11 protein-coding genes are annotated in these 23,081 nt (G+C 45.6%); all 11 read left to right on the plus strand.

All coding sequences use genetic code 11. The annotated features are described in order from the left end of the window. Positions 1-311: 311 nt before the first annotated feature. The gene (locus SPIBUDDY_RS09445) at positions 312-2,027 is read left to right on the plus strand and encodes a portal protein (RefSeq protein ID WP_013607530.1); all 1,716 of its coding nucleotides are present in this window, start codon (positions 312-314) and stop codon (positions 2,025-2,027) included. Further along, positions 2,028-2,330 carry a hypothetical protein gene (locus tag SPIBUDDY_RS09450; RefSeq protein WP_013607531.1) on the plus strand — a complete coding sequence of 101 codons (303 nt, stop codon included), beginning with the start codon at positions 2,028-2,030 and terminating at the stop codon, positions 2,328-2,330. A 17-nt stretch (positions 2,331-2,347) separates the two neighbouring features. Beyond that, a complete protein-coding gene (locus tag SPIBUDDY_RS09455) occupies positions 2,348-3,088 on the plus strand; it encodes a hypothetical protein (protein ID WP_013607532.1) in 741 nt (246 codons plus the stop codon). A 14-nt stretch (positions 3,089-3,102) separates the two neighbouring features. Further along, on the plus strand, positions 3,103-4,137 hold the full coding sequence (locus SPIBUDDY_RS09460) for a major capsid protein (protein ID WP_013607533.1): 1,035 nt from the start codon (positions 3,103-3,105) through the stop codon (positions 4,135-4,137). 10 nt (positions 4,138-4,147) lie between these two features. Then, positions 4,148-4,579 carry a Bbp16 family capsid cement protein gene (locus tag SPIBUDDY_RS09465; RefSeq protein WP_013607534.1) on the plus strand — a complete coding sequence of 144 codons (432 nt, stop codon included), beginning with the start codon at positions 4,148-4,150 and terminating at the stop codon, positions 4,577-4,579. Positions 4,580-4,845: 266 nt separating this feature from the next. Then, on the plus strand, positions 4,846-5,487 hold the full coding sequence (locus SPIBUDDY_RS09475; RefSeq protein ID WP_013607536.1) for a hypothetical protein: 642 nt from the start codon (positions 4,846-4,848) through the stop codon (positions 5,485-5,487). Continuing rightward, positions 5,487-7,142 (plus strand): phage tail protein, encoded by a 1,656-nt coding sequence (locus tag SPIBUDDY_RS09480; protein ID WP_013607537.1) that lies wholly within the window; start codon positions 5,487-5,489, stop codon positions 7,140-7,142. Before SPIBUDDY_RS09475 ends, SPIBUDDY_RS09480 begins: the two co-directional genes overlap by 1 nt. Then, complete coding sequence (locus SPIBUDDY_RS09485) at positions 7,142-8,032, plus strand: hypothetical protein (RefSeq protein ID WP_013607538.1); 891 nt, start codon at positions 7,142-7,144, stop codon at positions 8,030-8,032. The genes SPIBUDDY_RS09480 and SPIBUDDY_RS09485 overlap by 1 nt, the downstream gene beginning before the upstream one ends. A gap of 11 nt (positions 8,033-8,043) precedes the next feature. Then, positions 8,044-12,060: a hypothetical protein gene (locus tag SPIBUDDY_RS09490; RefSeq protein ID WP_013607539.1), complete on the plus strand. Its 4,017-nt coding sequence runs from the start codon at positions 8,044-8,046 to the stop codon at positions 12,058-12,060. Positions 12,061-12,077: 17 nt separating this feature from the next. After that, positions 12,078-18,029, plus strand: coding sequence for a hypothetical protein (locus SPIBUDDY_RS09495; protein WP_013607540.1), 5,952 nt, complete (start codon positions 12,078-12,080; stop codon positions 18,027-18,029). 146 nt (positions 18,030-18,175) lie between these two features. Beyond that, positions 18,176-23,074 (plus strand): DEAD/DEAH box helicase, encoded by a 4,899-nt coding sequence (locus SPIBUDDY_RS09500; RefSeq protein WP_013607541.1) that lies wholly within the window; start codon positions 18,176-18,178, stop codon positions 23,072-23,074. The last annotated feature ends 7 nt before the right edge of the window (positions 23,075-23,081 follow it).

Raw genomic sequence — 23,081 nt, forward strand, 5'->3', positions numbered from 1 at the left:
CGATATAATCCTCTTCATGTAGTAGGCCTAAGCTAAAGCACAGAGGCCGGATAGGGCCTATCACATCGCAACGAACCAACCATCTACCTGAGCAAATTACTGCACCAATATAGTGCTATAAGAGATATTGGTTCGATGCAAATTCATCAATACTGTGCAGACTCGGTTTTTAAAAATCAACAATAAGTATTTTATAATCACACTTAGCAAATATTTTCAATTTGCACACCTTTGCTATCACACAAATTCAAGAGGGAAATCTCGTTACCTCACTGCAACATCGACTTGTCTCGTTTTTCTAGACTGTGGTCATGAATACTGTAGTAGTTGGCCTCGATAATGGTTCCAAGGACTATCTTGGCCGAAGAGAGCCGATAAAAAAGCAGGGTGATGACCCGCTGGCGAAAGCCATTGCAGCCAAATGGAGCAGACTAAAGACTCTTCGTCAGAAGACTGAGGCTCTCCGTTGGGAAGCCTGTGCGTTTGTACAGCATCGGATGAACGAATTCAGCGACTCCAACAACCCCATCAAGCCTGTGAAGCTCTACAATACCTCTGGAATCCTTGCATTGGACACCTTCATCAACGGATATCACGGCAACCTCATTACCCCTTCCATGCGTTGGTTCAAACTCACCCTTACCGGGGAAAATTTTGAGGACTCCGATACCATCCACGGTGCAAACGACTACATGGAAATCTCTGAGACTCAGATGTTCGCAGAGCTGAATAAGACCAACTTCTATCCGCTGGATAAGCTTGCAACCAAAGATGCTGTCGTGCAGGGGACTAGTGCTGAATGGGTTTATGACGATGTGGAATCAGGTACTTGCGTATTTGAGACCATCGCTCCGTGGGATTTTTGGATCGATAAGAACGCCAACGGCAAGATTGATACCATCTTCATCCGCTTCACAATGACCTCAGCTGATGCTCTGGACAGGTTCAAGGACAAGACTCCTCCCAATATTCTGAGGGATGTAGAGACTGATGCCGGGCACAACGAACATGAATTTGTGCTTGCAATCTATCCCCGTAAGAAGCTCCGCAGCGAGAAGGGAAAGGTGCTCATCTCCACCGAGAAACCCTTTGCGGCAGTGACCTATTACCCTGTCGAGGACTGCATCGTAGAGGAATCCGGGTATGACGATTTCCCTGTAGCTGTCCACGTATTCGAACAGGATGGAACCTCTGCTTACGGCATGGGACTTGTAATGAAGTACCTGACTGAGCTGAAGAGGCTGAATTCTATGTCTCGTGACCACCTTGAGACCGTCCAGAAGGTTGCCAAGCCTCCCATGTCAATTCCCGAATCCCTGAAGGGACGCTTCTCGGGAGACCCGGGGGCGAGAAACTACATGGGCAATATGGATGCAAAGCCCGAGATCATCCAGACCGTTCAGGACATTGGCTGGCTCAGTCAGGAAATTACCGAGCTTGAGGAGAAGATTGGCAGGTTGTTTTTTAACGACTTGTTCAACTACTTGATGCGTCAGGACAAGGTATTGACTGCCACCCAAACCCAAGCAATCAAGAGCGAGGAACTTGCACTCCTTGCCTCCATTCTCGGAACGACCCAATACATGAAAATCAACCCCATCGTTAAGAGGGTTTTTCGCATCATGGTCAAGGGCAACAGGTTGCCAAAGCCTCCCAAGGAATTGCTTCGGATAAAGAACGCTCTCATGCGTATCGATTTGGACGGTCCGTTGGCGAAGAATGTAAAAATGTTCGCCATGCAGGATGGCCTACAGGCCTCTCTTGAATGGATGCAAGCCCTTCACGCCATGCAGATGACCAACACATTAGACAACATCAACACCGACATTTTTGTCCGCAAGGCTTTCATAGCTGCCGGTATGCCTCAATCCGTGCTCCGTGAGCTTGGAGAGGTCGAGCAGATGAGAAAGCAGAAGCAGGCCCTTATCCAGCAACAGCAGCAGATGCAGCAGATGCAACAGGCCTCTGAAATCCAGCGAAACATGAATGGCCAAGGAAATCTCAACAACGCAGGGGGAATGAATTAGTTGATTACTCGCCACACCAGACTTTCCAACGATGACTTGTTGCATAGGCATGCAGTTAGAAAGGCCTACAACACAACCGAGGGAAGACAGGAGCTTACAAGGCTTCTTACCGATCTTGGGACATTCCGGGAAGTCAACTCCGATGAACTGCCTATGAGGAATTACGGAATCCGCAAGTTGGAGGAACTCGGATTCTTGGACATAGAAGTGATTGTGGAGGTGGTGAACTTCCTGTTCTCGCTTCCTCTCGCCTTGAGACCGACTGTCGAAGAGACAGGCGATGCAATTAACGACCTCTTGTAGGTCGATTGGAGACATAGATGCAAGTTAATGGAGACCAGCAGATTGTCGATACTCCTGCAGGAACAGCCCCTTCCAGTACACAGGGAAACCTTCCCAATGGTGAGCAGACTTCTACTACCCCTGATACTACGCAACCCACAACCCAGAAGTGGATGTCACAGCTCCCTGACGAACTGAAAGGCAATGCAGAGCTTGCCAAGCATACCAGCTTGGGTGAGGCACTGAAGCACTTTCTTGATGGAAGCAAGACTAAAGCCAAAGAGAGTGGTGAAGGATTGCAGGAGACACCTCCTGTGATTGACTACAAATTCACGAAGTCTTTCGTGGAGGAAGCTGACAGCGATGGAACTCTCACCAAGAAGCTGACCGAGACCCTCAAGACGTTGGGACTTCCGCAGGACAAGGCAGAGCCGATCTATAACGCACTTGTTGATTTTCAAAACGGAGCAATCGATGCCTACAAAAACAATGGCAAAGAGTTGTGCGAATCCGCTTTGAAAGAGATGTGGGGCGATAAGTATGACGGCAAACAGGCTGCCATGAAACGGGCCTACGACAAGCTGGTTAAGGAAGGCTCTGATATCGACAAAGGTCTGAAGATGACGGGAGCACACAATAACCCGTTCGTTGCTCAGATGCTTGCCGAAGTCGGAGAAGCCATCAGTGAGCATACTCCCCCGGGTCGCTCTTCCGTTGGAAGTCAGAAGACCTCGGGTTTCCTCTCAAGGGAAAACGAAACATATCCGTGGCAAATGTAAAAGGAAATTAAGAAATGGCATACGAATACATGACGTTGGCTGAGCTGACCAAAGGTCTTGGCAAGCCCGACATCACCAATGTAGTGGATGAGATCACTCGTTCCACTACCATGCTGGCAGACGCTTCGTTCACCGAAGCCACCGGCATGCTCGAACATCAGGGCATGAGAAAGACTTCCCTGCCCTCCAACCAGTGGGTTGCAATCGACCAGGGCGGCAAGTCCAGCAAGGGGCATAAGGAGTTGTTCAAGGACGAGCTTGGCATGATTGAGTCCTGGGCAACCGCTCGGCAGAAGGAAGGTATGATCGCTCCCAACCCGGAAGCTGTCTATGCTGAGGACGAACGGGACCATGTTACCTCTATGGGTCTGGATGTTGAATCCTGCCTCATTTACGGTGGCAGCAAGGTTGGTGAATTCAAGGGTATCATGCCCCGATTCAACAAGATCACTGAAGCAAAAGACCTTTCGTTCATCCGTAGCAAGCCTCAGTTTATTACTCTGGATAATGGTGGGGAGACTGATGAGTCCATGTCTTCCATCCTCATGGTCGTTTGGGGTTCTGGTGCAACCAACATGCTGTATCCCCGGTATGCAGCCACCCGTGGCATCCAGATCACCAAGGGTCAGTGGCAGACTGTCATCGAGAACAATGAGAAGTTTTTCCAGAGGGACACTCAGTTTTTGATGAGTACTGGTCTGAGTATCATGAACCGCTTTGCGGCCCTCCGCATCGCCAACATCGATACCAGTGACGCTGCTCTCGCAACCTCCATGCCGAAGCTGAAGAAGAACTTGTTCAAGGCTTTCACCCTGCTTCCCAAGGAATTCAAGAGCCGAGTACGCATCTACGCACCGGGTTCGGTACTCGCTGGATTGAACGACTACTACGCTGGTCTGGTGCATCCCGTTACCTACGAGAACGCCATCCCGACCAATGCAGTTGGTGACGTTCGGTTTGATCGCTTCGTATTGCGGCAGTGTGATTCCATGCTGGACGCAGGCGAAGATGTCGTTGACGGTGGTCTCGCTGCTGGCGAAGCTGCGTAAGGGGGACTGAATGTTGTACGAAAAGAAACGCACTTTCGGGCGTGAGCCGATTGATCTGACCGCTGCAGCTCTTGCAAAGGACGCAGTGGTGTTTGTGGGACAGGCCGTCAGTGCAACTGCTGGCACTGCTGAGACTCTCGACTATGAGGCTGACAACCAGCATTTCCCCGAGGAGAACACCCTTGAGGTAATCGGTTGGGAAACTGCCGCCTCTGTCGGCAAGGCTGCAACCCTTACTCTGACTCTCCAGTCGAGCAAGGATGCACTGAGCTGGAAGGATGAGGTTGCCTTCACTTTGGCTGAGGCTGACATTGTGAAGGACTCGCTGGTACGCAGGTTCAGTATCCCTGCACAGGCTGGGCGGCACATGCGTCTGAAGGCCGTGGTTGGCACTGAGGTGTTTACCGCTGGCAAGGTTCTTGCCTTGGTGAGGCCCTTGTGATCGATTCTCTGCATAAACGTTACGTCTGTGTCTCCCCTGTCTACAGGGGGGGCCAGTTGTATAACCCCGGTGATATCCTCCTTCTTACCGAAGATGAGACTTACTCCGGGAGCAAATTTGTTTTGGAAAACCCTGTTGTAGAGCCTCAGCCTGAACAGGACCCGAAACCGAAGAAAAGTAAGAAGATGACCTCGGAGGTAGAGGCCTAGTAATAAAATTTCCGTGGGTTCCTCCTGCCCACGGATTTACTTTCACAGGGAAGAAGGATGAACAAACTCAATCTCTACAATCTTGCACTGTCTCTCTTTGACCAGAGAATCGAGGACCTCCAGACACCGAGCAAGGAACTTACCCTCTTGGATCTGAATTACGGCAAGGTTGTCTCCTTTTGCATCAAGGCATGGGACTTCCCTTTTCTTATCAAACGAACACAGCTCACAGAATTCGCTACAGACGTTGTAGGCAATCCTATGACATGGAACAGCTACCCGTACGGCTATGATGTTCCTGCAGACTTCGGAAGGGCCATCCAGATCAATGCAAGCAAGAAGAACGCCTATGCTTACAGGTTCGGCAAGCTATGGTGCAAAATACTCAATCCAGAGCTTGAATATATGCCCTCCACGCTCTCCGTTGATGAGAATGGTACTTTCCCCTATCCCGATGATTTTCTTGCACTGGTGGCCTACCAGCTTGCCTTGCATATAGCACCGATGCTCGACCCTGAAAGCCAGGCACAGAGCGTTGCAGCACAGATGTATCAGCTCACCCTTGCTTCCATCATGGAGAGCGAGACCAGGAGCAACGACAGACCCGAAAATTGGGAGGCTGCAGGTTCTTGGGATGCTGGTTTTGAAACCTATAATATTATCGGCTTGAGAAACATGATTGTTAATGGGGAGGTTTAATGAACCAACTTGTAAACAATTGGATGTATGGGGAGATAAGCCCGAAGCTTGGTGGTCGGCTTGACCTTGAAATGAATACACAAGGTTGTGAGATACTTAAAGACTTCCGTAATATGCTGCAGGGTGGCATAACAAGAAGGCCTCCTCTCAAGCATGTCGCACAGACGGTCAGAGGACGTACCATCCCCTTCACGCTCAGTAGTGGGGAATCCTTCCTTGTCGAGTTATCCAACAAGAAACTCCGTGTATGGAGGAAGGGCGTTCTTGGATTTTACACTGTCACCTTCCTTCCTTCCGGGAATGACTACCTTCCTACGGACTACCTTGAAGCTGATGTATGGTCCATCCAGTATGCACAGTACTATGATCGCCTATATCTGGTTCACAAGGACTATCAACCGCATGTTGTTGTCTATGCTGCAGAGGCATTCCAGTTCTCACCCTTCACTGCTGAAACCGATGCAGGAAAACAGCTCGGCAAATCAACAGGCTACTACCCTTCAGTGGTCGGTATCTGTCAGAACCGCCTTTGGTTCTCCGCTGCTATCCTCAAGCCTTATACAACCTGGGTGTCACGTCCTCCCTATGATGGGTCGAACAATCACCATGATTTTACAACCTTTGATGTGATTGAGGTGAATACCGAGGTAATCAAAGACCCTTCAACATGGCCCAAGACCACCAATGAACAAGGCGATGAGATGATTGACTTCTCCGACTCTTCCAAGTTTGTGGAGACCGTTAAGGAGATAGAGGAAGTCATCAACGCCAAGTGTGCAATGGAGATTGAGCTTGCCAGCGGACGCAACGACACCATCAAGTGGGTTGCCGGTATGGACAATATCTTTATCGGTACAGAGGCGAACGAATGGATGTGTCCTTTCGATATAGACCCGACCAAACAAAGTGCATCGATGCTGTCCTCGTACGGAAGCCTTCCCATTCAACCACAGACACTCCATGACGGCATTTTCTTCCTTCAGAGGGGTAATCGTCTCAGGGAGATGACCAGATCGCAGAACGGCTCAATTTCGAACGACTTGAGCTTTACCGCTGACCATATCCTATTTGCAGGAATTAGGCAGCTTGCAACACTCAAGAATCCCGATCCGATGATTTTCTGCTTGCTCAACGATGGTACGCTTGCCGTTCTCTGCTACGACAAGAACTACGGAATGCAAGGTTGGTCACGATGGAGTACTCAAGGGGAATTCATGTGCCTTGCACCCTACGAAGATGAAGACGGTCAGAAGATGTTCGCACATGTTCGGAGGGGGAATGATTACTCCATTGAGTATTTTGATTTTGAAGAGACCGAATTCTTTGAGGACAGGCATGGCGAGGCGTTGCATGGCAATCTGGCGTATCAATCCTTGATGGTTGGAAATAGGTTTGACTTCAATACCGATGCAGGCCCGACCATCGGAAAATCCAAGAAAACGAAAGAGGTGTGGGTTCGTTGCCTAGACTCCGGCAGACTCAAGGCAGGTGTTGATGAGGAGTACATGCAACAGACTGCCGGGCCTGTGGGTAGTGAAGACTACAGGATATACGTCTCTGGAGGCTCCAGAAAGGAGCTTAGGACACGCATTGAATCAGTTGGGAGCGATCCCCTGACTCTCTTGGCCATGACTTACAACGTGGAGGTTAACTGATGTCCGTGGTAATTGGTGCGGCATTGATAAGTGGTGCGTTCGGACTTATCCAAAACGAAATGAATAAGAACGCCCAGAAGAAGGCAAACAGGATTGCGAACGCTGAACAGGCGAATAATGCAATCAGGAGTTACAATGAAACAGGAAGACAGAAGCAGGTTTCAACCAGACTCTTCAACGATGAGATGCAAACCTCTTACGGAAACGACTTCCTCTCAAGCCTTCAAGGTGGTGCTGATACAGCAACCTTGATTAACAGCCTTTCACAGGGTGATACAGCATTCTCAAAACAACTCCAGGGCATGGAGGCAGACGCTCAACAGGCGATCCAGAATTCAAATACCTCCAACAGGCAGACAGGACAGCTTGCCGCGATGCAGGGCCAGCAGAACGCTCTTGGATTGATGCAGCAGGGAATACAGGCCGAACAAGCCCAAGGTGCTGCAGTAGGCTCACAGGTTACAAGCGGTATCAGAAGCGATGCCGGGACAGGGGCTAATGCCCAAAAGTTGCAGGAACAAGCCAACGAAAAGAATCTTCAGGCGATGCAGAAGCAGATCGAGTATTCGAACAAGTCTACTACCATGCAGATGCAGAACACCCAAATGACGGCTTCCCAATCGGCAGACAAGATGCGTAAGAGTGCTCACATCACCGCGAAAGAAAAGGCTGAACAGGCAATCAATGCATACGCAGGGTATCAGGCACAGCAGGAAGATTATGCAGAATCAATGAAGAACTACAAGAAGGATGCCGACTATTTCACCAGTGAATCCAATGAGAAGACCGCAATAACCGACCCGGAGACAGGGGAAGTCACAAGGTACAAAACGCAGAAGAACAGCAGGATCACCGAAGAATATTTAGCCTTTGAAGACGATGACAAGTAAGGAGTGGAGAAATGGCGTACATAGGTGTTAACAAGGCTCAGAATGAATCCAGCAAATTCCTAATCGATGAACAGGCGAATATCAATGCCTTTGGGACGGTACTGAACACCGCTTCACAGGTTGGGCAGGCAATCTACAGCGATATCAAGACCAGTCAGGCACAAGACCTGAACAGGAAGCTGTCCGAGGAATTCCAGAAGGTTGACCAAGAAGTATATGGCGATAGCTCAATTCCTCCTGAGAAGCGTAAAGATGTGTTGAATGAACGCTACACCACCCTTCTTGATGAGGCTAAAGCGAACAAAAAGACTTTGCCTGGCGTGTTCAAGATGCTCAGTAGCAATGCCAAGGAACGTGTTTCAAAAATTGTTGAGAACTGGAATGCCGAGGATTTTCAGCTTGCTCTGAAGGCAAAAGATGCTTCCATCGTCTCCATGCTGGACTCATTCGTCACCACGAACGATATTGTCACAGAAGTAAAAACCACTGGATGGGTCAAGGATAAGGACTACGCTTCGGTCCAGAATGATGAGCCTATGGACTTCACCGAGGGATTCATCGGCAATGCGAAGCAGGGTGTCCCTGTCCAAGAGAATGAGGATTCGCTTTTCGATCCTGATATGCAGTCACTCGCCTATTCCGAGGCAAGCGAGTTCGATATCCGTGTTGCGGCAATCACCAAGGCAGTAAAGCAGCTCTATCCGAACAATGCTGATTTGCAAAAGCTCACCATCGAGCAGTACACGAATAAGCTGAGAGATGCCGTCCCCACCCAGGACCTTGAATTGAACTTCAGCAAAGCGTTCTCCGAGAGCGATCCGTCAGCTTGGGGAAGCTATTCGGAGTTTTACAAATCCTATGCAAAAGAACTTGATACCATCCAGTATGGCGGCAAGCCTGTCACTTCAGAAAAGAAACGTCAACTCCTGTCCAATCTAGACACCATGTGGAAAGGCCTGAACGCAAGGGTTGATACAGCGGCTACCGAAATCTACAACAATGAGATTGTTCCTGTCATTCAAGAACTTCGTAATGCACAGGCTATTAACAGCAACAGTCTCTACACCACCGAGGACGTTAACAAAGCATTCGATGCTGCTCTCCAGAAGAACCCTGGAATGGCAAAATTCATCATAGAAGAAAGAGAAAATCAGCTTACCGTTGCAAAGAACAATGAACGGATCATCCAGCAGCGTCAATTCAAGGAACTCTACATTACCAATGGAGAACGTTCAGACGAACAGGAGCAGAAATTCTTCGAACTCAGCAAGATGTTCTCCGATGATGAGATCGCCACCCTCAAGCAACAGGCCCTTGTTCAGGCAGGTAATGTGGAAGCAATGAGGGAGTTTGAGAAGTCTGGTGTGAGCTATCGGACTCAGGCAGACACCTTCAACGAAGCTCTCAGGACGGTTGAATCTTCCACATTTGGAAGCCGTGAGGAACTTGATAGGTCGCTTGAACAGTACGAAGGGGTTCTCGGCAGAGACCAGATCAGGGCATTGCAACAGGCTGGAGATTCGAAGCTCGGCAGAAGCGATGTCTATAATGCTGAAGCTATGGAGAATGCAGGGAAAGAGCTTAGCACCCAATTATACAGGGGTACTTTGAGTGCAGCATCCGTGTCAGAAGTAGGTAAGAAGTATGGACTTACCGTTGAGGATAACCCGGAGTTTTTCAGTAGTTGGAAGAACCAAACAGACCTTACAACCAATGACAATGCAAGAAAGATGTTCAATTCGCTGGATTTTGATGATTCCATAACCGTTGAGCAGGTAAAGAGTATTGCAGGTACATTCGGTCTCGGGACAGATAGCGATCTCTACAAAAACATGACGCTGAAGGCAGAACAGAACTGGCAGAAGCACTTGGATACCATTGGAGCAACCAGTCAGGGGTTTGCTGAAAATACTACAGAAGAAGCACTAAGCTCTGTCGGGGCGAAGATTGCCGACTTCAGTAATGGGAAAGTCAGCAAGAGCGATGCACTCACCTATCTCCAGGCACAAAGAGGCAATCTTTCGGAGACCGACTACAAGAATAAGTTCAATCAGATCAACAACGAATACCTGATAAAGAAGACCACCTCCGATGCAATATTTGAGGATAAGATTTTCAAGCCTTTCATGCAGGACAGCAAAACCATCATGCCCGGGGATACCGACAAGCGAATGAGAGAAGCCGGGTTAAATCCTGAAGACTACGCTAGAGATACTGATTATCTACAGATGAAAGATACTGAATCCTTGAATCAGCATGCAATGTATGTTGACCAGTATACCGACAATCAGATGTATCTTGCTCTCCGGGAGAGAGGACTCAGCGATGCTTCGATCAGGGAATTGGGATTGACTATTCCTGACCTTTCCTTCCAGAAGACACTTGTATGGATGAATGAAAACAAGGGAACAAAACCTCAGACTACCGAGGAATACGCACGACAACTTGTCAGCGAAGCAAGCTCCAAGATGATTAGGGGTACGCTTCCTTCTGGAACAAAGGTGGATAGTGCAACCTCTGTGAACGGGTTGAGCAAAGCGATTACTGAATCGGCTGACAGAATCCAAAAGGACCTCGTTGCTGGCATGAAGGTCGGGGCAAGGTATGACAACGTTGACGCTGTAAGAGATATTGAACTCGCAAAGTTTACTATGGAAGATAATGATTTTGATGCGTTCGCCTACAGGCAGCTCATGGATGGTAAGATCACCGAGAAGTCGTATCTCAGCTACATTGCAGAGGATGTATCGGTGTTCAAAGGTCCTGAGTACAAGCAGTTTCAGGATGCTCTTGAGATGTTCTCAGGATACGTCAAGGAGGAAGCGTCCTATTACTACGATAACGATGACAACAAGATAAAGCACGACAGTATCTTGATTGACTCTACTGTCAACGGATACAAAGCTGCTTTCCTTCAGGAATACCAGAGGGAAGCGAAGAACGCCAACGGTGCTCCTGTAAACGCAAATGACATTGCGAAGCGTGTGTATGACCGCATGAGGGATGCAGAGTACTCGCAGATTGCCAACAGTGTTCTTGATATCGCCCACATGGATAACATGAATATGTATGAGGGACTGTTTGGTACGAACGAGGGTGTGAACTTCAAGGCTTATCAAGACTACGCTAAGGGGATATCGCCATCATTTGATGAAGCCCGTCTTGGGCAACTGCTCAACGACCCAAGCGTGGCCGGGGCTAGTTATGGGGTTGATTCGGGCGGTGTGAGCAAGTGGCTCGGGATGTATGATAACAATGCAGACGCAAAAACCGTAGGCAATCAAATTGTGTATGACGTTGCAAAGCATATGGGGTTTACTCCTCCTCCATTGGATGGTGACTTTGAGAGAAACTTTCAGGCACTACTTGGGACTCTTTCGCCCTATACCAAGTCTCAGCTCACCAGTGCAGTGAGTACTGCAAAATGGGCCACAGACATCGTGAAGTTTGCCAAGGCAGAGCTTCCAGATGATATGGTCAAGAATCTTGATAAGGACGGTAATATCGTTCCAGTTTTTGTTGATCGTAAGATTGGTGTCCAGATTGGTGAAACAATCCTGATGTTCGATGAGGGTGGTAAGCGTGGCAATGCTTCATTCAAGTATATCACCTCCGACAAGAATCTGAAGTCGCTTGAGACCAAAAAAAGCGTATATGAAAATGCTCAGAAGAATTTCTCGCTTGGAGTTGTCAACGCTTTCGACCAGCTCCACATTGATACGCATGAAGTCATCCAATCCGATGGGGACAATATCACTGTCAATAAGGCTTTCTTGGTGGAACGGCTTAATGTCGAGTTGGAAAACAGGAAAGAGGATCTCAAGGGGGTTGCTGATAACTATGTATCTGTTGTCAACAAGCGTTCTATTGAGCTGGAGGAATCTGTCGGTATGACGCAAGGAAGATATTCAGGTGTTGAATATTTTGTAGATGAAGCAATGATCGATGCTGCAACAAAGGACGGCTCGATACTCCGTGTCCCACTAAGCAGCTTCATTGGCTCTAAACTGATTCCAGCAGTCCAGTAAATCCCGGAGGATGGTAGATGAACAATTTCAAAGTCTCATATGATGCAAAGAAATGGGAAGAAATAGAAAATTCTGTCCACAAAGTCTATAGCTCTCACCCTGACCCGAGGAGTGCTGAAGCGGCTTACTCTATTTCCAACGCCATATCTGATGCATTCCCTGTAATCAGCAGGGATGAGGCCATGCGGAATTCCCAACAGATCATCGAGAATTTTACCGGGTACAAACTGGATACACAGGGAGCATGGACTGAATTCGTAAATACGGCAAAGGCACAGGCAAGCGACCTTGCCGTTTCCATGAAATTCAGTAACGCCATGCTTGCTGCAAAGACACAGGGTCTTGATTCCAATTCCTACAAGCAGAAGATTGTCCAGGCTATGGAGGAATTAGATTCGGAGGAACTTGTCTATCGAAATGACTTCAAGGACATGAGCATCTTCACTGACCTACTCACTGAAACAGGAAGGCTGGTCCCTTCAATGCTTCCTACAATCGGCATTTATGCTGCCGGGGGTGCTCTCTCAACCGTAACTGGTGGTGCTAGTATGATTGCCGCAAAGGGTGCAGGATCAGTCTATTCGGGGATGATGGAAGCTGGCTCTGTTGCAAAAGAGTTGTTCAAGATAAAGGATAGCAATGGCAATAAGCTTGGTGATGATTACATCCTCTCAGCATGGACACTTGCAATGGCAGGTGTTGGAGGCTTGAACCTTGTCACAGACGGATTCGAAAAGGTAACAGCAGGGATTGCCTCCAATGTTGCCAAGAAGATTTTCGGCAAGCAGTCTCTCAAGGATTTGGTGAAGAGTGGTACGGTAGCAAAGTGGGGTAAAGACATTGCTGTCAATTACCTTGGAAAAGGCATTGTAGGAGAAGCCGCAGAGGAAGCCATCGAAGAGCTAATCGGCATGGTTGCTTCCAACTATGTCATCAAGAACAGTAATGAGACAGAAGGAACGCTCTTTGAAGGCCATAGCAAGGATGACATTATCAAGACGATGGCTCAGACTGCCCTTTCAACGGCAAAGGGTATGGTACTTACTGGCCTTCCCGGGTCTGTCGTCTCTACAGTTCAGGAATACAATGCAAGTGACACAAAGCTGAAGAGAAACGCCAACGAATATACAGGGCGTAGTGAAGCATCAGTTGTAATACCAATCGATAAGATTAAGGCCTCAAGCGATGTATCCTATGACAACAAGATGAAAAGCTCTGATTCCCCGGTCCAGGTTATTCGTGTTGGGGAAACCTACAAACCGCTTGATGCTGCGAATGCTGCCATCATTGCTTCCCTTAAAAAGAATGGTGCAAGAGCCTTGAATGTAGAGATGGTCGATAGCAGCTCTGAATTCAACAAGTATTCCATTGCATCGGCAAGAAACTTCGGAAGCAACTACGGCAAAGAGGTTAAGGATGGTGTTGTCTTGTTTGATGACCAAGCATCCATGCAAAAAACTGCTTCCGAGTACGCAATGGATAACCATTCCGTTTATGGGTATCACGAAGAAGATGGGCAAATAATCTTGGACAGAAAACAGGATGATATTAAGCACTCGTTGATATTCCGTACCAAAGAATATCATGAGTCCGTCAAACAGAATGACCCGGTAATTGATGCTGGCATTGATCCAATCCAAGAACCTGTGACTGACGAGGATGTTGAACCAGTCAAAGAGACGCAACTTGAGCTTGACGAACAGGCTGCCGCAATCGAAGAACAGGAACAGCAGTTCGCAAAACCAGAGGTAGTCCAGAAGCCCGAAGAAGTCTTCAAGAAATCCTATACCAACCTACAGAAAACGCTCAATCGTAAAGGGGCTACCGATACCGAGCAAAGATTCATCAACGACAAGCTAATCCCACAGATTCATGATGTGATGAGGAAACAGTTCTCAGACTTGTCAGAAGAACAGGTTTACGAGACCGTATTGCCGTCAGCCTACTTTGCCTTTGTCACTTCAAAGGTTGCTGGAATGACTACTGACGAATTTTTCAGCAAGCACTTCACCCCTGAAGCTTTCGTTGCCCTTACTGCAAAACAGGAAAAAGACTTCCTCAAGTCACAGACTGGTCTTAAAAGCATCGAGATTCAGACTGGTAATGCTGCAAACGAAGCTTCTCTCTTCGGTCTGACCATTCCCAAGAAAGGAAAGTACACTATAGGAATTGGCAAAAGCTACTCGCCTCTTACCGTTGTCCATGAGATCGGCCATGTCATGGTCAAGGTTATCAAGGATACAGAAGCGTTCAAGCCGTTCCTTGAGATTTACAAGGATCAGCTCTCACAAGATGGAGGAAAAATCGGTGTACACTTCCAAGAGACTTTTGCAAAGGACCTTGAGCAGTACTTCATTGATGGGAAGGTGCGTGACAGCAGCCTGAAGACCATGTTCAAGAAGATTGGTGACGGTATCCGTGAATTGCTACACCTTCTCAACCCCATGTTGGATAATGAGACACGCAAGGCCTTCGATAAGCTTTTTGACTTTAAGCTTGAGGCTGCAGCAAAGGCAGAAACCTCAACGAGTAAAGCACCTCAGTTGGAGTTTGACTTATTTGGAGACCCGGAAAAGATTCTTGCATCCATCAGCAAGACTATCACGCTTGAGAACGTTAAGCAGATGCTTGCCAACAACGAGTATCCTTCAGATTCGGACCTTCAACAGCATGCTGGAGACCCTGACGTAGATTGGGAAATCCAATTCAGACGCATTATGACCCAAGACATCGATGTTTTTCATGCGTTTGAAAAAGCTCTGGACAAAGCAACCGACAAGCTTGGGGATGATGCTGAACTTACTCCTGAGAAAGTCCTTGAGGTTCTTGAGGCCGACAACGGGGACAGGTATCAAACCATGCTTGGCGAGGTACGTGATCCCGAAAGATTTGTCAAACGACTCATGTGGCAGTCCAAGTATCTCAACCCTGCTTCCGCTGACTATAAGTTCAAGAGAGACATCTCCAATTTCGACAAGCTAAAAACCATCGTATCCGCTATCATGAAAGGTAGAGATGCTGGAAGCTTCAATTCTTATGGTATGGGACCGTTGTCGCTATTCATGGATGGTGTCCGTGACGAATCCAAAATGAGTGGATACAAGATTCGCAATGCTAAAACGGAGTTGCTCAGCGATGTAAGAAAGTATAGGAGATTCTATTACACTGCACTTGGATATACTCAACAGCTCTCTTATGAGGATACTGTTGAGGGCACTGTTCTCGATGATGGGAACGATGTTGAGGCTTTCGGTAATGAGGAAATCAAGAAGCTTTTGGAAAGCGATGATACCGACCCTGTACTGAAGGAGCTTATCCGAAAGAACCTTGCTACCGGGGATGTACTGCAGACTCTTGTTGACGAAACTAGCAAACAAATCGAACAGCTTGAAATGGAAGTGATGGATGCTGAGGCCTTAGCTGAAAGCAGTGTTGACGAGCTTACTGAGAAAACTGAGCAACTTGAGCAGACCGAGAAACAGCTCAAGCATACAGACAAGATGTACAAGAAGCTCCAGAAAACCAACACCAAGAACTATGAGCACATGCGTGTGCAGAAGCGGATGAATCAGCTCAAGGCCAAGCGTCTACAGTACATCCGTGCCAAGCAGCAAATCGATAACCACTCCCGAGCCATTAATAAGATTATCAACAGCAAGAGCAACAACAATGATGCCAGGATTATGGAAGCATTGAAGGTGTCGATGCAGGCTCTTATGGAGTCCACAGGACAGGACCTTACGAGTTTCTTTGCAGATCGCCACATCGGTATCGATCAGATACCCGACCAGCTCAAAGCGTACTTTACGATCAACAACACTGGAGTATTTGCCAATAAACTTTATAAGGATATTGACCTAAGTACGGTAGCTAATCTACACAACGCTGCTCTCGATGTACGCAGGGAGGCTAGAGCTGAGAAGGCTCTTCGTGATATGGAACTCAAGCGTGAGGTTTTCAAGTTTGCTCAAGGGTATGCCATGTCCGCAAGAGGAGCTTCTTGGAATGATGTAAAGACTGAAAATAACTACCACAATTACATGACGAAAGAAAAGCTTGACGGTAAGGTTCAGAACGCAAAAAACAAATACCAAGCCTACTTCGAAACCAAGTTTATAACGATGAGCCGCATCATCAACAAGATTGATCCAGAAGGAAAGACTCTCAAGCCGTTTATCTTTGGTGGATACGACAAGAACAATGTGTTCCACCGGGGAATCGAAGGTGTCCTTGACGATGAGAAGCGTGAGGAATTTAAGCGGTTTCAGGCTATGCGGCAGACGATGGAGAAGTATGGGATCACCGAGAAAGCCCTCCTCAAGAAGCGTGTGGATGTAACAGGCAGAAGCCTTACTCTTGAGGAGGCTATGGGTGTTTACATCTACGCACAGCAATCCGATGCTCTTGAAAAACTTACATCTCCTAACGGAAACAAGTTGATAATCAAGAGAGACATCCAAGGAAACATGATAACAAATGAGATCAAATTGGTTGTGGACAGTCTCTCCAAGGATGAGAAAGCTTTTGCTGATTGGATGAAGGATGAGATGGGCAGCCGATGGAAGGAAATATCGGATATCTACTACGAAGTTAATAACAAGACCCTTGGATATATTGCCAACTATTTCCCACTGGTACGGACAGGGGATCGAATGGCATTTGATGACCTGATGCAAGATGGTTTCTTGAGGATGCAGGATACCCCCGATGATAGCAACACCAGAGAAAGAACAGGTGGTGATTACGAGCTTCAGCTTAATGCCTTCTCGATCTGGAACAAAATGGTCGCCAAACAGGAACACTACATTGCCGGTGCTGAATTCTTCAATAAGGCAAACAAGTTGATGAATAAGAACGGTGGAGACCTCTACAATCTTATTGCTATCAACAATGGCAAGGAGTACGCAACGGCTCTGCAGGACTTCCTTAACCGGGTTGCAAACAAGCGGTACATCTACGATGACGCTGACTCGATGATAAACAAGGTCCGCAGCAATCTTGTGGTAGCAAGACTTGGTTACAATATGCTTACTGTGCTCAAGCAGACTCCTGCTCTTGGTCTATTCGCACAGCAATTCGGGGTTGGCAGACTCTTTGAGGCGATTGCTCACATGACCACCGACTACAAGGGAACTTGTAATTTCATCTATGAGATGTCTCCTCAGATGAGAAACCACGGTATATCAATCGACTTCTCTTCCTTGGCTCAGCTTGAAGCCAAGAGCAAGTTTGGAAGAACAGTGAAGAAGGTTGGTGAGGTCGGCATGACCCCGATTCAATTTGTTGACGGGTTCATCAAGAATACTCTGTGGTATGGAGCGTACCAGAACAATATCGAAAAGGGTATGTCTGACATTGACGGACAAGCAGCTATGGAGGCAACCCGATGGATCAACGACACTCAGCCTGGAGGTACTACGAAGGACTCTGCTGCTATCTATGATACCAACAGCACCATTGTGAAGTTTTTGTTGATGTTCACGAACCAGCTCAATAAGAACCTTAACATCGTCTATGATATTCCCTATGCAATCAAGCACAAAATGTACGAGAAGGCGTTCAGGAATACGCTAGGCCTTGGCCTTTCCCTTGCAGGAATCGTAGCCCTTGAAGGTGGATTGGATGATGGGGATGACGATGACGAAGATAGGTGGAATGATATCCTTAGGAACGTATCCGCACAGTTTGTATCCATGCTTCCCGTTGTAGGACCGAACCTCTCTGATATCATGCAGAACAGTTATTACAGTGATAGCGGTATGCCGCTTGTCTCTGAATTAAACAGTCTGATTAGTGCAATTGAAAGCGGTAAGAAGAAGAGAATCATCGACAGGAGCGTCAACATGGGACTTGGTGGGGCAGAGTTTGTAGGACTTCCCTCCGGGCAGACCAAGAAGATTTGGGATGCTTTCACTGAGGACGGCAAGGTGAATCTCTGGTATCTACTTGGCAGAGATTTTGTGGATTAGGTAAACCGTCGTATTGGTTACTGTTATCTAGTGGTTAAAGAAGAAGCCATATATATCGAAAGAAGACGTTTTTTTGATTGAAATCCAAACAATTCAGTTCTTAAAGTGGTATAATACTTCCAATTGTTTTACAAATGGGGGATTTTATGGGGCTTCAGCAAATTCTTGATAAGTATAGAAAGGTTTCATTTGATATGCGCGATCAAGGTAGTCGCTTTGAAAAGTTAATGAAAGCTTATTTGCTGACTGAACCCCAGTATCGTGGCCGTTTTCAAGAAGTTTGGTTATGGAATGAATTCCCTTCCCGAAAAGATCTTGGTGGGAAGGATTTAGGCATTGATTTAGTGGCAAAGACAACGCTCGGCGAATATTGGGCAATCCAGTGTAAATTTTTCAAAGAAGATTCATTAATAACCAAGCCTCAAGTTGATACATTTATCTCGACTTCGGGAAAAAGTTTTGAAGATACTGAAGAGATTGGCAAAATAGTGCATTTTTCTCACAGGCTTTGGATAGATACTACTTCAAGAGGCTTTAACCCAGAAGCTGAACAGACTGTTCACAACCAGACTCCTCCTGTAAGCAGACTTAATCTTTATGAATTGATGGATTCAGAGGTTGATTGGGATAAGATAGAAGCGGGCCTCTCAGGAGCAAACGCTACAGTCACAAAGAAAACCCCAAGAGAACATCAGAAAACAGCTATTAGAAAATGTAATGAGCATTTCCAGTCGAATGATCGAGGCAAGCTTATCATGGCATGTGGTACTGGAAAAACCTTTACTTCATTGAAAATTGCAGAAAACATTGCAGGTAACGGATCGGGATTCGTTTTATTTCTTGTACCTTCAATCGCACTTCTTGGTCAAACACTCAAGGAATGGGCATCCCAATCTGATAACCCTCTTCATGCAATATGTGTGTGTTCTGATCCCAAAGTCTCCAAGAAAAATATCGATGATGATCCTACTCTGTTGTCAACTGTTGATTTGGCATTGCCTGCTACTACCGATTCGAGAAGTGTAGCTGCACAATTCATGGATGCCACACTATTAAAGCAGCGTGATAATGGGCTAATTGTTATCTTCGCGACATACCAATCCATTGATGCAGTGAAGAATGCACAGAACTATCTTCTTTCGCAAGGCAAGCAAGCAGTCTTTGATTTGATAGTTTGTGATGAGGCACATCGGACCACAGGGGTAACGTTGAAAGATGAAGAGGAGTCTGCTTTTGTTCGCGTTCATGACCCAGATTTTATTAAGGCCAATAAACGTTTATACATGACCGCAACTCCGAGACTCTATAGTGAAGATTCTCAGAAAAAAGCTAAAGATAAAGAAGCAATTCTTTGCTCGATGGATGATACTGCAATTTATGGAGAAGAATTCTATCGGCTGGGCTTTGGTGAGGCTGTTGAGAAGCAATTGCTCTCCGATTACAAGGTAATTGTTCTAACAATCGATGAGGACCAATTATCAGCAGAACTTCAGCAATCAATCGCAAATGAGGATTCAGAGATTCCTACTGATGATGCTCTAAAGCTGATAGGTTGCATTAATGCTCTGTCCAAACGAACAAAAGAGACGTCAACCTTTTCTGATGTTGATCCGGGATTGATGCATAGCGCTGTTGCCTTTTGCCAAAATATCAAAATATCTAAACGTACAGTAGAAGCTATGAATGCTTGTAGAGATGCATACTACAAAACTCTCCCTGAAGAAGAGCGGCGGGAAATTGTATCAATCGAAGCTGATCATGTTGATGGAACGATGGGTGCAACAACCCGAGACGCAAAATTGAGCAAGCTTAAAAAAGTCTCACGTGAAGGCTCTGAGTGCCAAATACTCATGAACGTCCGTTGCCTTTCAGAAGGTGTAGACGTTCCTACACTTGATGCCATTTTATTCTTATCCGCACGAAACAGCCAGATTGATGTTGTTCAATCCGTTGGCAGGGTGATGAGGACCGCACAGGATAAGAATTATGGGTATATTATCATTCCAGTTGTGATTCCATCGCATGTAGAGCCAGAGGATGCACTAGAAGATAATAAGCGGTTTGCAGTGGTTTGGACGGTCTTAAATGCGCTTCGAGCACATGATGATCGATTTAATGCAATAGTAAATAAGCTGGAACTTAATAAGAAGAAACCAGGAGCAATAATCGTTACGCCTCCCAATATCGGAGGGACTTCTGATGGGAGGGGTCTTGAAGGATCTGAAAAAGAATCGTCTGAAAAGGTCGCAAAAGGTCTTGCAGTCCAGATGGAGCTTCAATTCGAGAAGCTTCAAAGTGCAGTATATGCCAAGATGGTTGAAAAATGTGGTGATCGTCGCTATTGGGAGCAATGGGCTGCTGATATAGCCAAGATTGCTGAACGGCATATTGCACAAATTAAAAAACTGATTTCTATCGAGGGGAGTTGGCCCCAAAAGGAGTTTAGTCGCTTTCTGAATGGATTAAGAAAGAATATCAATCCATCTGTTTCTGAAGATGAAGCTATCGAAATGCTGGCGCAACACTATATTACGCAACCTGTATTTGAAGCATTATTTCAGAACTATTCTTTTGCACAGAACAATCCGGTTTCAAAAGCCATGCAAGGAATGATTTCTATACTGGATGAACAAACTCCTAAGGAAGATAACGAGAAGCTTGAGCGATTTTATGAATCTGTTGCAAAACGAGCTGAAGATATTGATAATGCTGAAGCTAAACAGAAAGTCATTGTTGAATTGTATGATAAATTCTTCAAGACGGCATTCCCTCGCACTGTGGAAAGACTAGGTATAGTCTATACCCCTGTAGAGATTGTTGACTTCATTCTAAACAGTGTTGAGGATATCTTAAGGAAGGAATTTGGGCGCAGTCTTTCAGATGAAAACATACATATCCTTGATCCCTTTACGGGAACCGGAACATTTATTACTCGGCTGCTCCAGCAAGGGATAATTTCGAAAGATAATTTGAAAAGGAAATACCTCAAGGAAATTCATGCGAACGAAATTGTTCTTCTTGCTTATTATATAGCATCAATAAATATTGAGAATGTGTTTCATGATCTCCAAATAGAACAACAGCACGACAAATCCGTTGATGCTATTGATTATATTCCTTTTGAAGGGATTTGCTTAACAGATACTTTTCAACTTGGAGAAGACAATACCATACTTGTAAATGAGGTTTTTCCGAAAAATAGCCAAAGAGTGAATAGCCAGAAAAAAACCCCCTTAATGGTGATAGTAGGCAATCCTCCTTATTCGATTGGGCAGAAAACTGCAAATGATGATGCTCAAAATCAAAGTTATCCTTTACTCGAAGAAAGAATTATGAATACATATGCTACAAAATCATCAGGGAACTTGAAAAAAGCCCTTTATGATTCTTATGTTAAGGCTTTTCGCTGGAGTAGTGACAGATTGGATGCTGATAATGGGGGTATTGTAGGGTTTGTATCTAACGGTGCTTGGCTTGACGGTAATTCCTTAGATGGATTTCGAAAGTGCATAGAAGAAGAATTTAGTTCTGTTTATATTTTTAATCTAAGAGGAAATTGCAGGGCTCAAGGAGAATTAAGACGCAAAGAAGCGGGGAATGTTTTTGGACTAGGAAGTCGTACGCCGATTGCTGTAACCATATTAGTAAAGAACCCGGAGATAAAGAATAAAGCAAGAATCTATTATTATGAAGTTACTGATTATTTATCACGTGAGGAAAAATTGCACCTTATAGCTGGTTTTGGTTCAATACTGAATCCCAAAATTAAAAAAATTGTATTATCGCCAGATGAAAATGGTGATTGGTTAACACAAAGAAGTACAAAGTTCTTCGATTTTAATACGCTCTCTCCTGAAAAAAGGTTTGATGCCAGTTCCAAATCAGTTTTTTCTACAATTGTAATTGGCTCATCGAGTAATCGGGATGCATGGGTTTATAGTTTCTCTAAAACAGAACTAGTAAAACAAATTGACTATATGGTCGAAATATTTAATAAAGCAAAAGTTGATATTGGATTGGACGTCTCTTCAAAATCCATTGATTCTATTTGTCAAAAAGCTCCAACGAACAGTATTAGTTGGACTGTTGGCTTGAAAAAACTCTTATCTCAAAAAGGCAATTTGGAATCTAATAATAGAGATATTGTAAAAGGTATATATAGACCATTTGTAAGGCAGAATTTTTATTCAAATACAAACTTTATCGAACGTCCTGGCCGGTGGAACCAAATATTCCCATCAAATGAATTGCCCAATTTTGTTATTTGCATTTCTGGTGTTGGTAGTATTAAAAATTTTTCAACTTTAATTATTGACGCTATTCCATGTTTAGATTTTCTTGAGAAAACTCAATGCCTGCCTTTATACTATTACAATAGACTTGAAGTTCAACAAGCTTCATTGTTTGAGCTTGAGCAAACTGAATATAACCGTGTGGATGGTATCACCGAATTTATTTTAAAAAGAGCCAAAGAAAAATACGGTCCGAGAGTAAATAAAGAAGATATTTTTTATTATGTGTATGGGATTTTACATTCAGATACTTACAAATCGAAATTTGAATCTGATTTGAAAAAGATGTTGCCGAGATTGCCACTAGTGACTGATCCGTCAAAGTTTTGGGCATTTAGCAAATCGGGTAGGCAGCTTGCGGATTTGCACATCAACTATGAATCAGTGCCTCATTATCCTGGTGTGATAGTTTCAGGAGAAGAGTCATCCAATTTTGAAGTGCAAAAGATGCGATTCCCGTCGAAGAACCAAAAAGATACTATCCTCTACAATAACCGAATCACTATTACTAACATTCCGGATAAAGCTTATGAATATGTTGTGAATGGAAAGAGTGCTATCGAATGGATTATGGAACGCTACCAAGTTACTGTAGATAAAGCCAGCCAGATTAAGAATGATCCGAATGATTGGGCGCGAGAGCATAACCAACCACGGTACATTTTGGACTTGTTGCTCAGTATTATTAATGTGAGTGTTCAAACGGTGGATATCGTGAACAGCTTGCCTGAAGTTGATTGGGAGAAGGAATAAGGCCAAG

This window comes from Sphaerochaeta globosa str. Buddy (assembly GCF_000190435.1).
GTDB classification, from domain to species: domain Bacteria; phylum Spirochaetota; class Spirochaetia; order Sphaerochaetales; family Sphaerochaetaceae; genus Sphaerochaeta; species Sphaerochaeta globosa.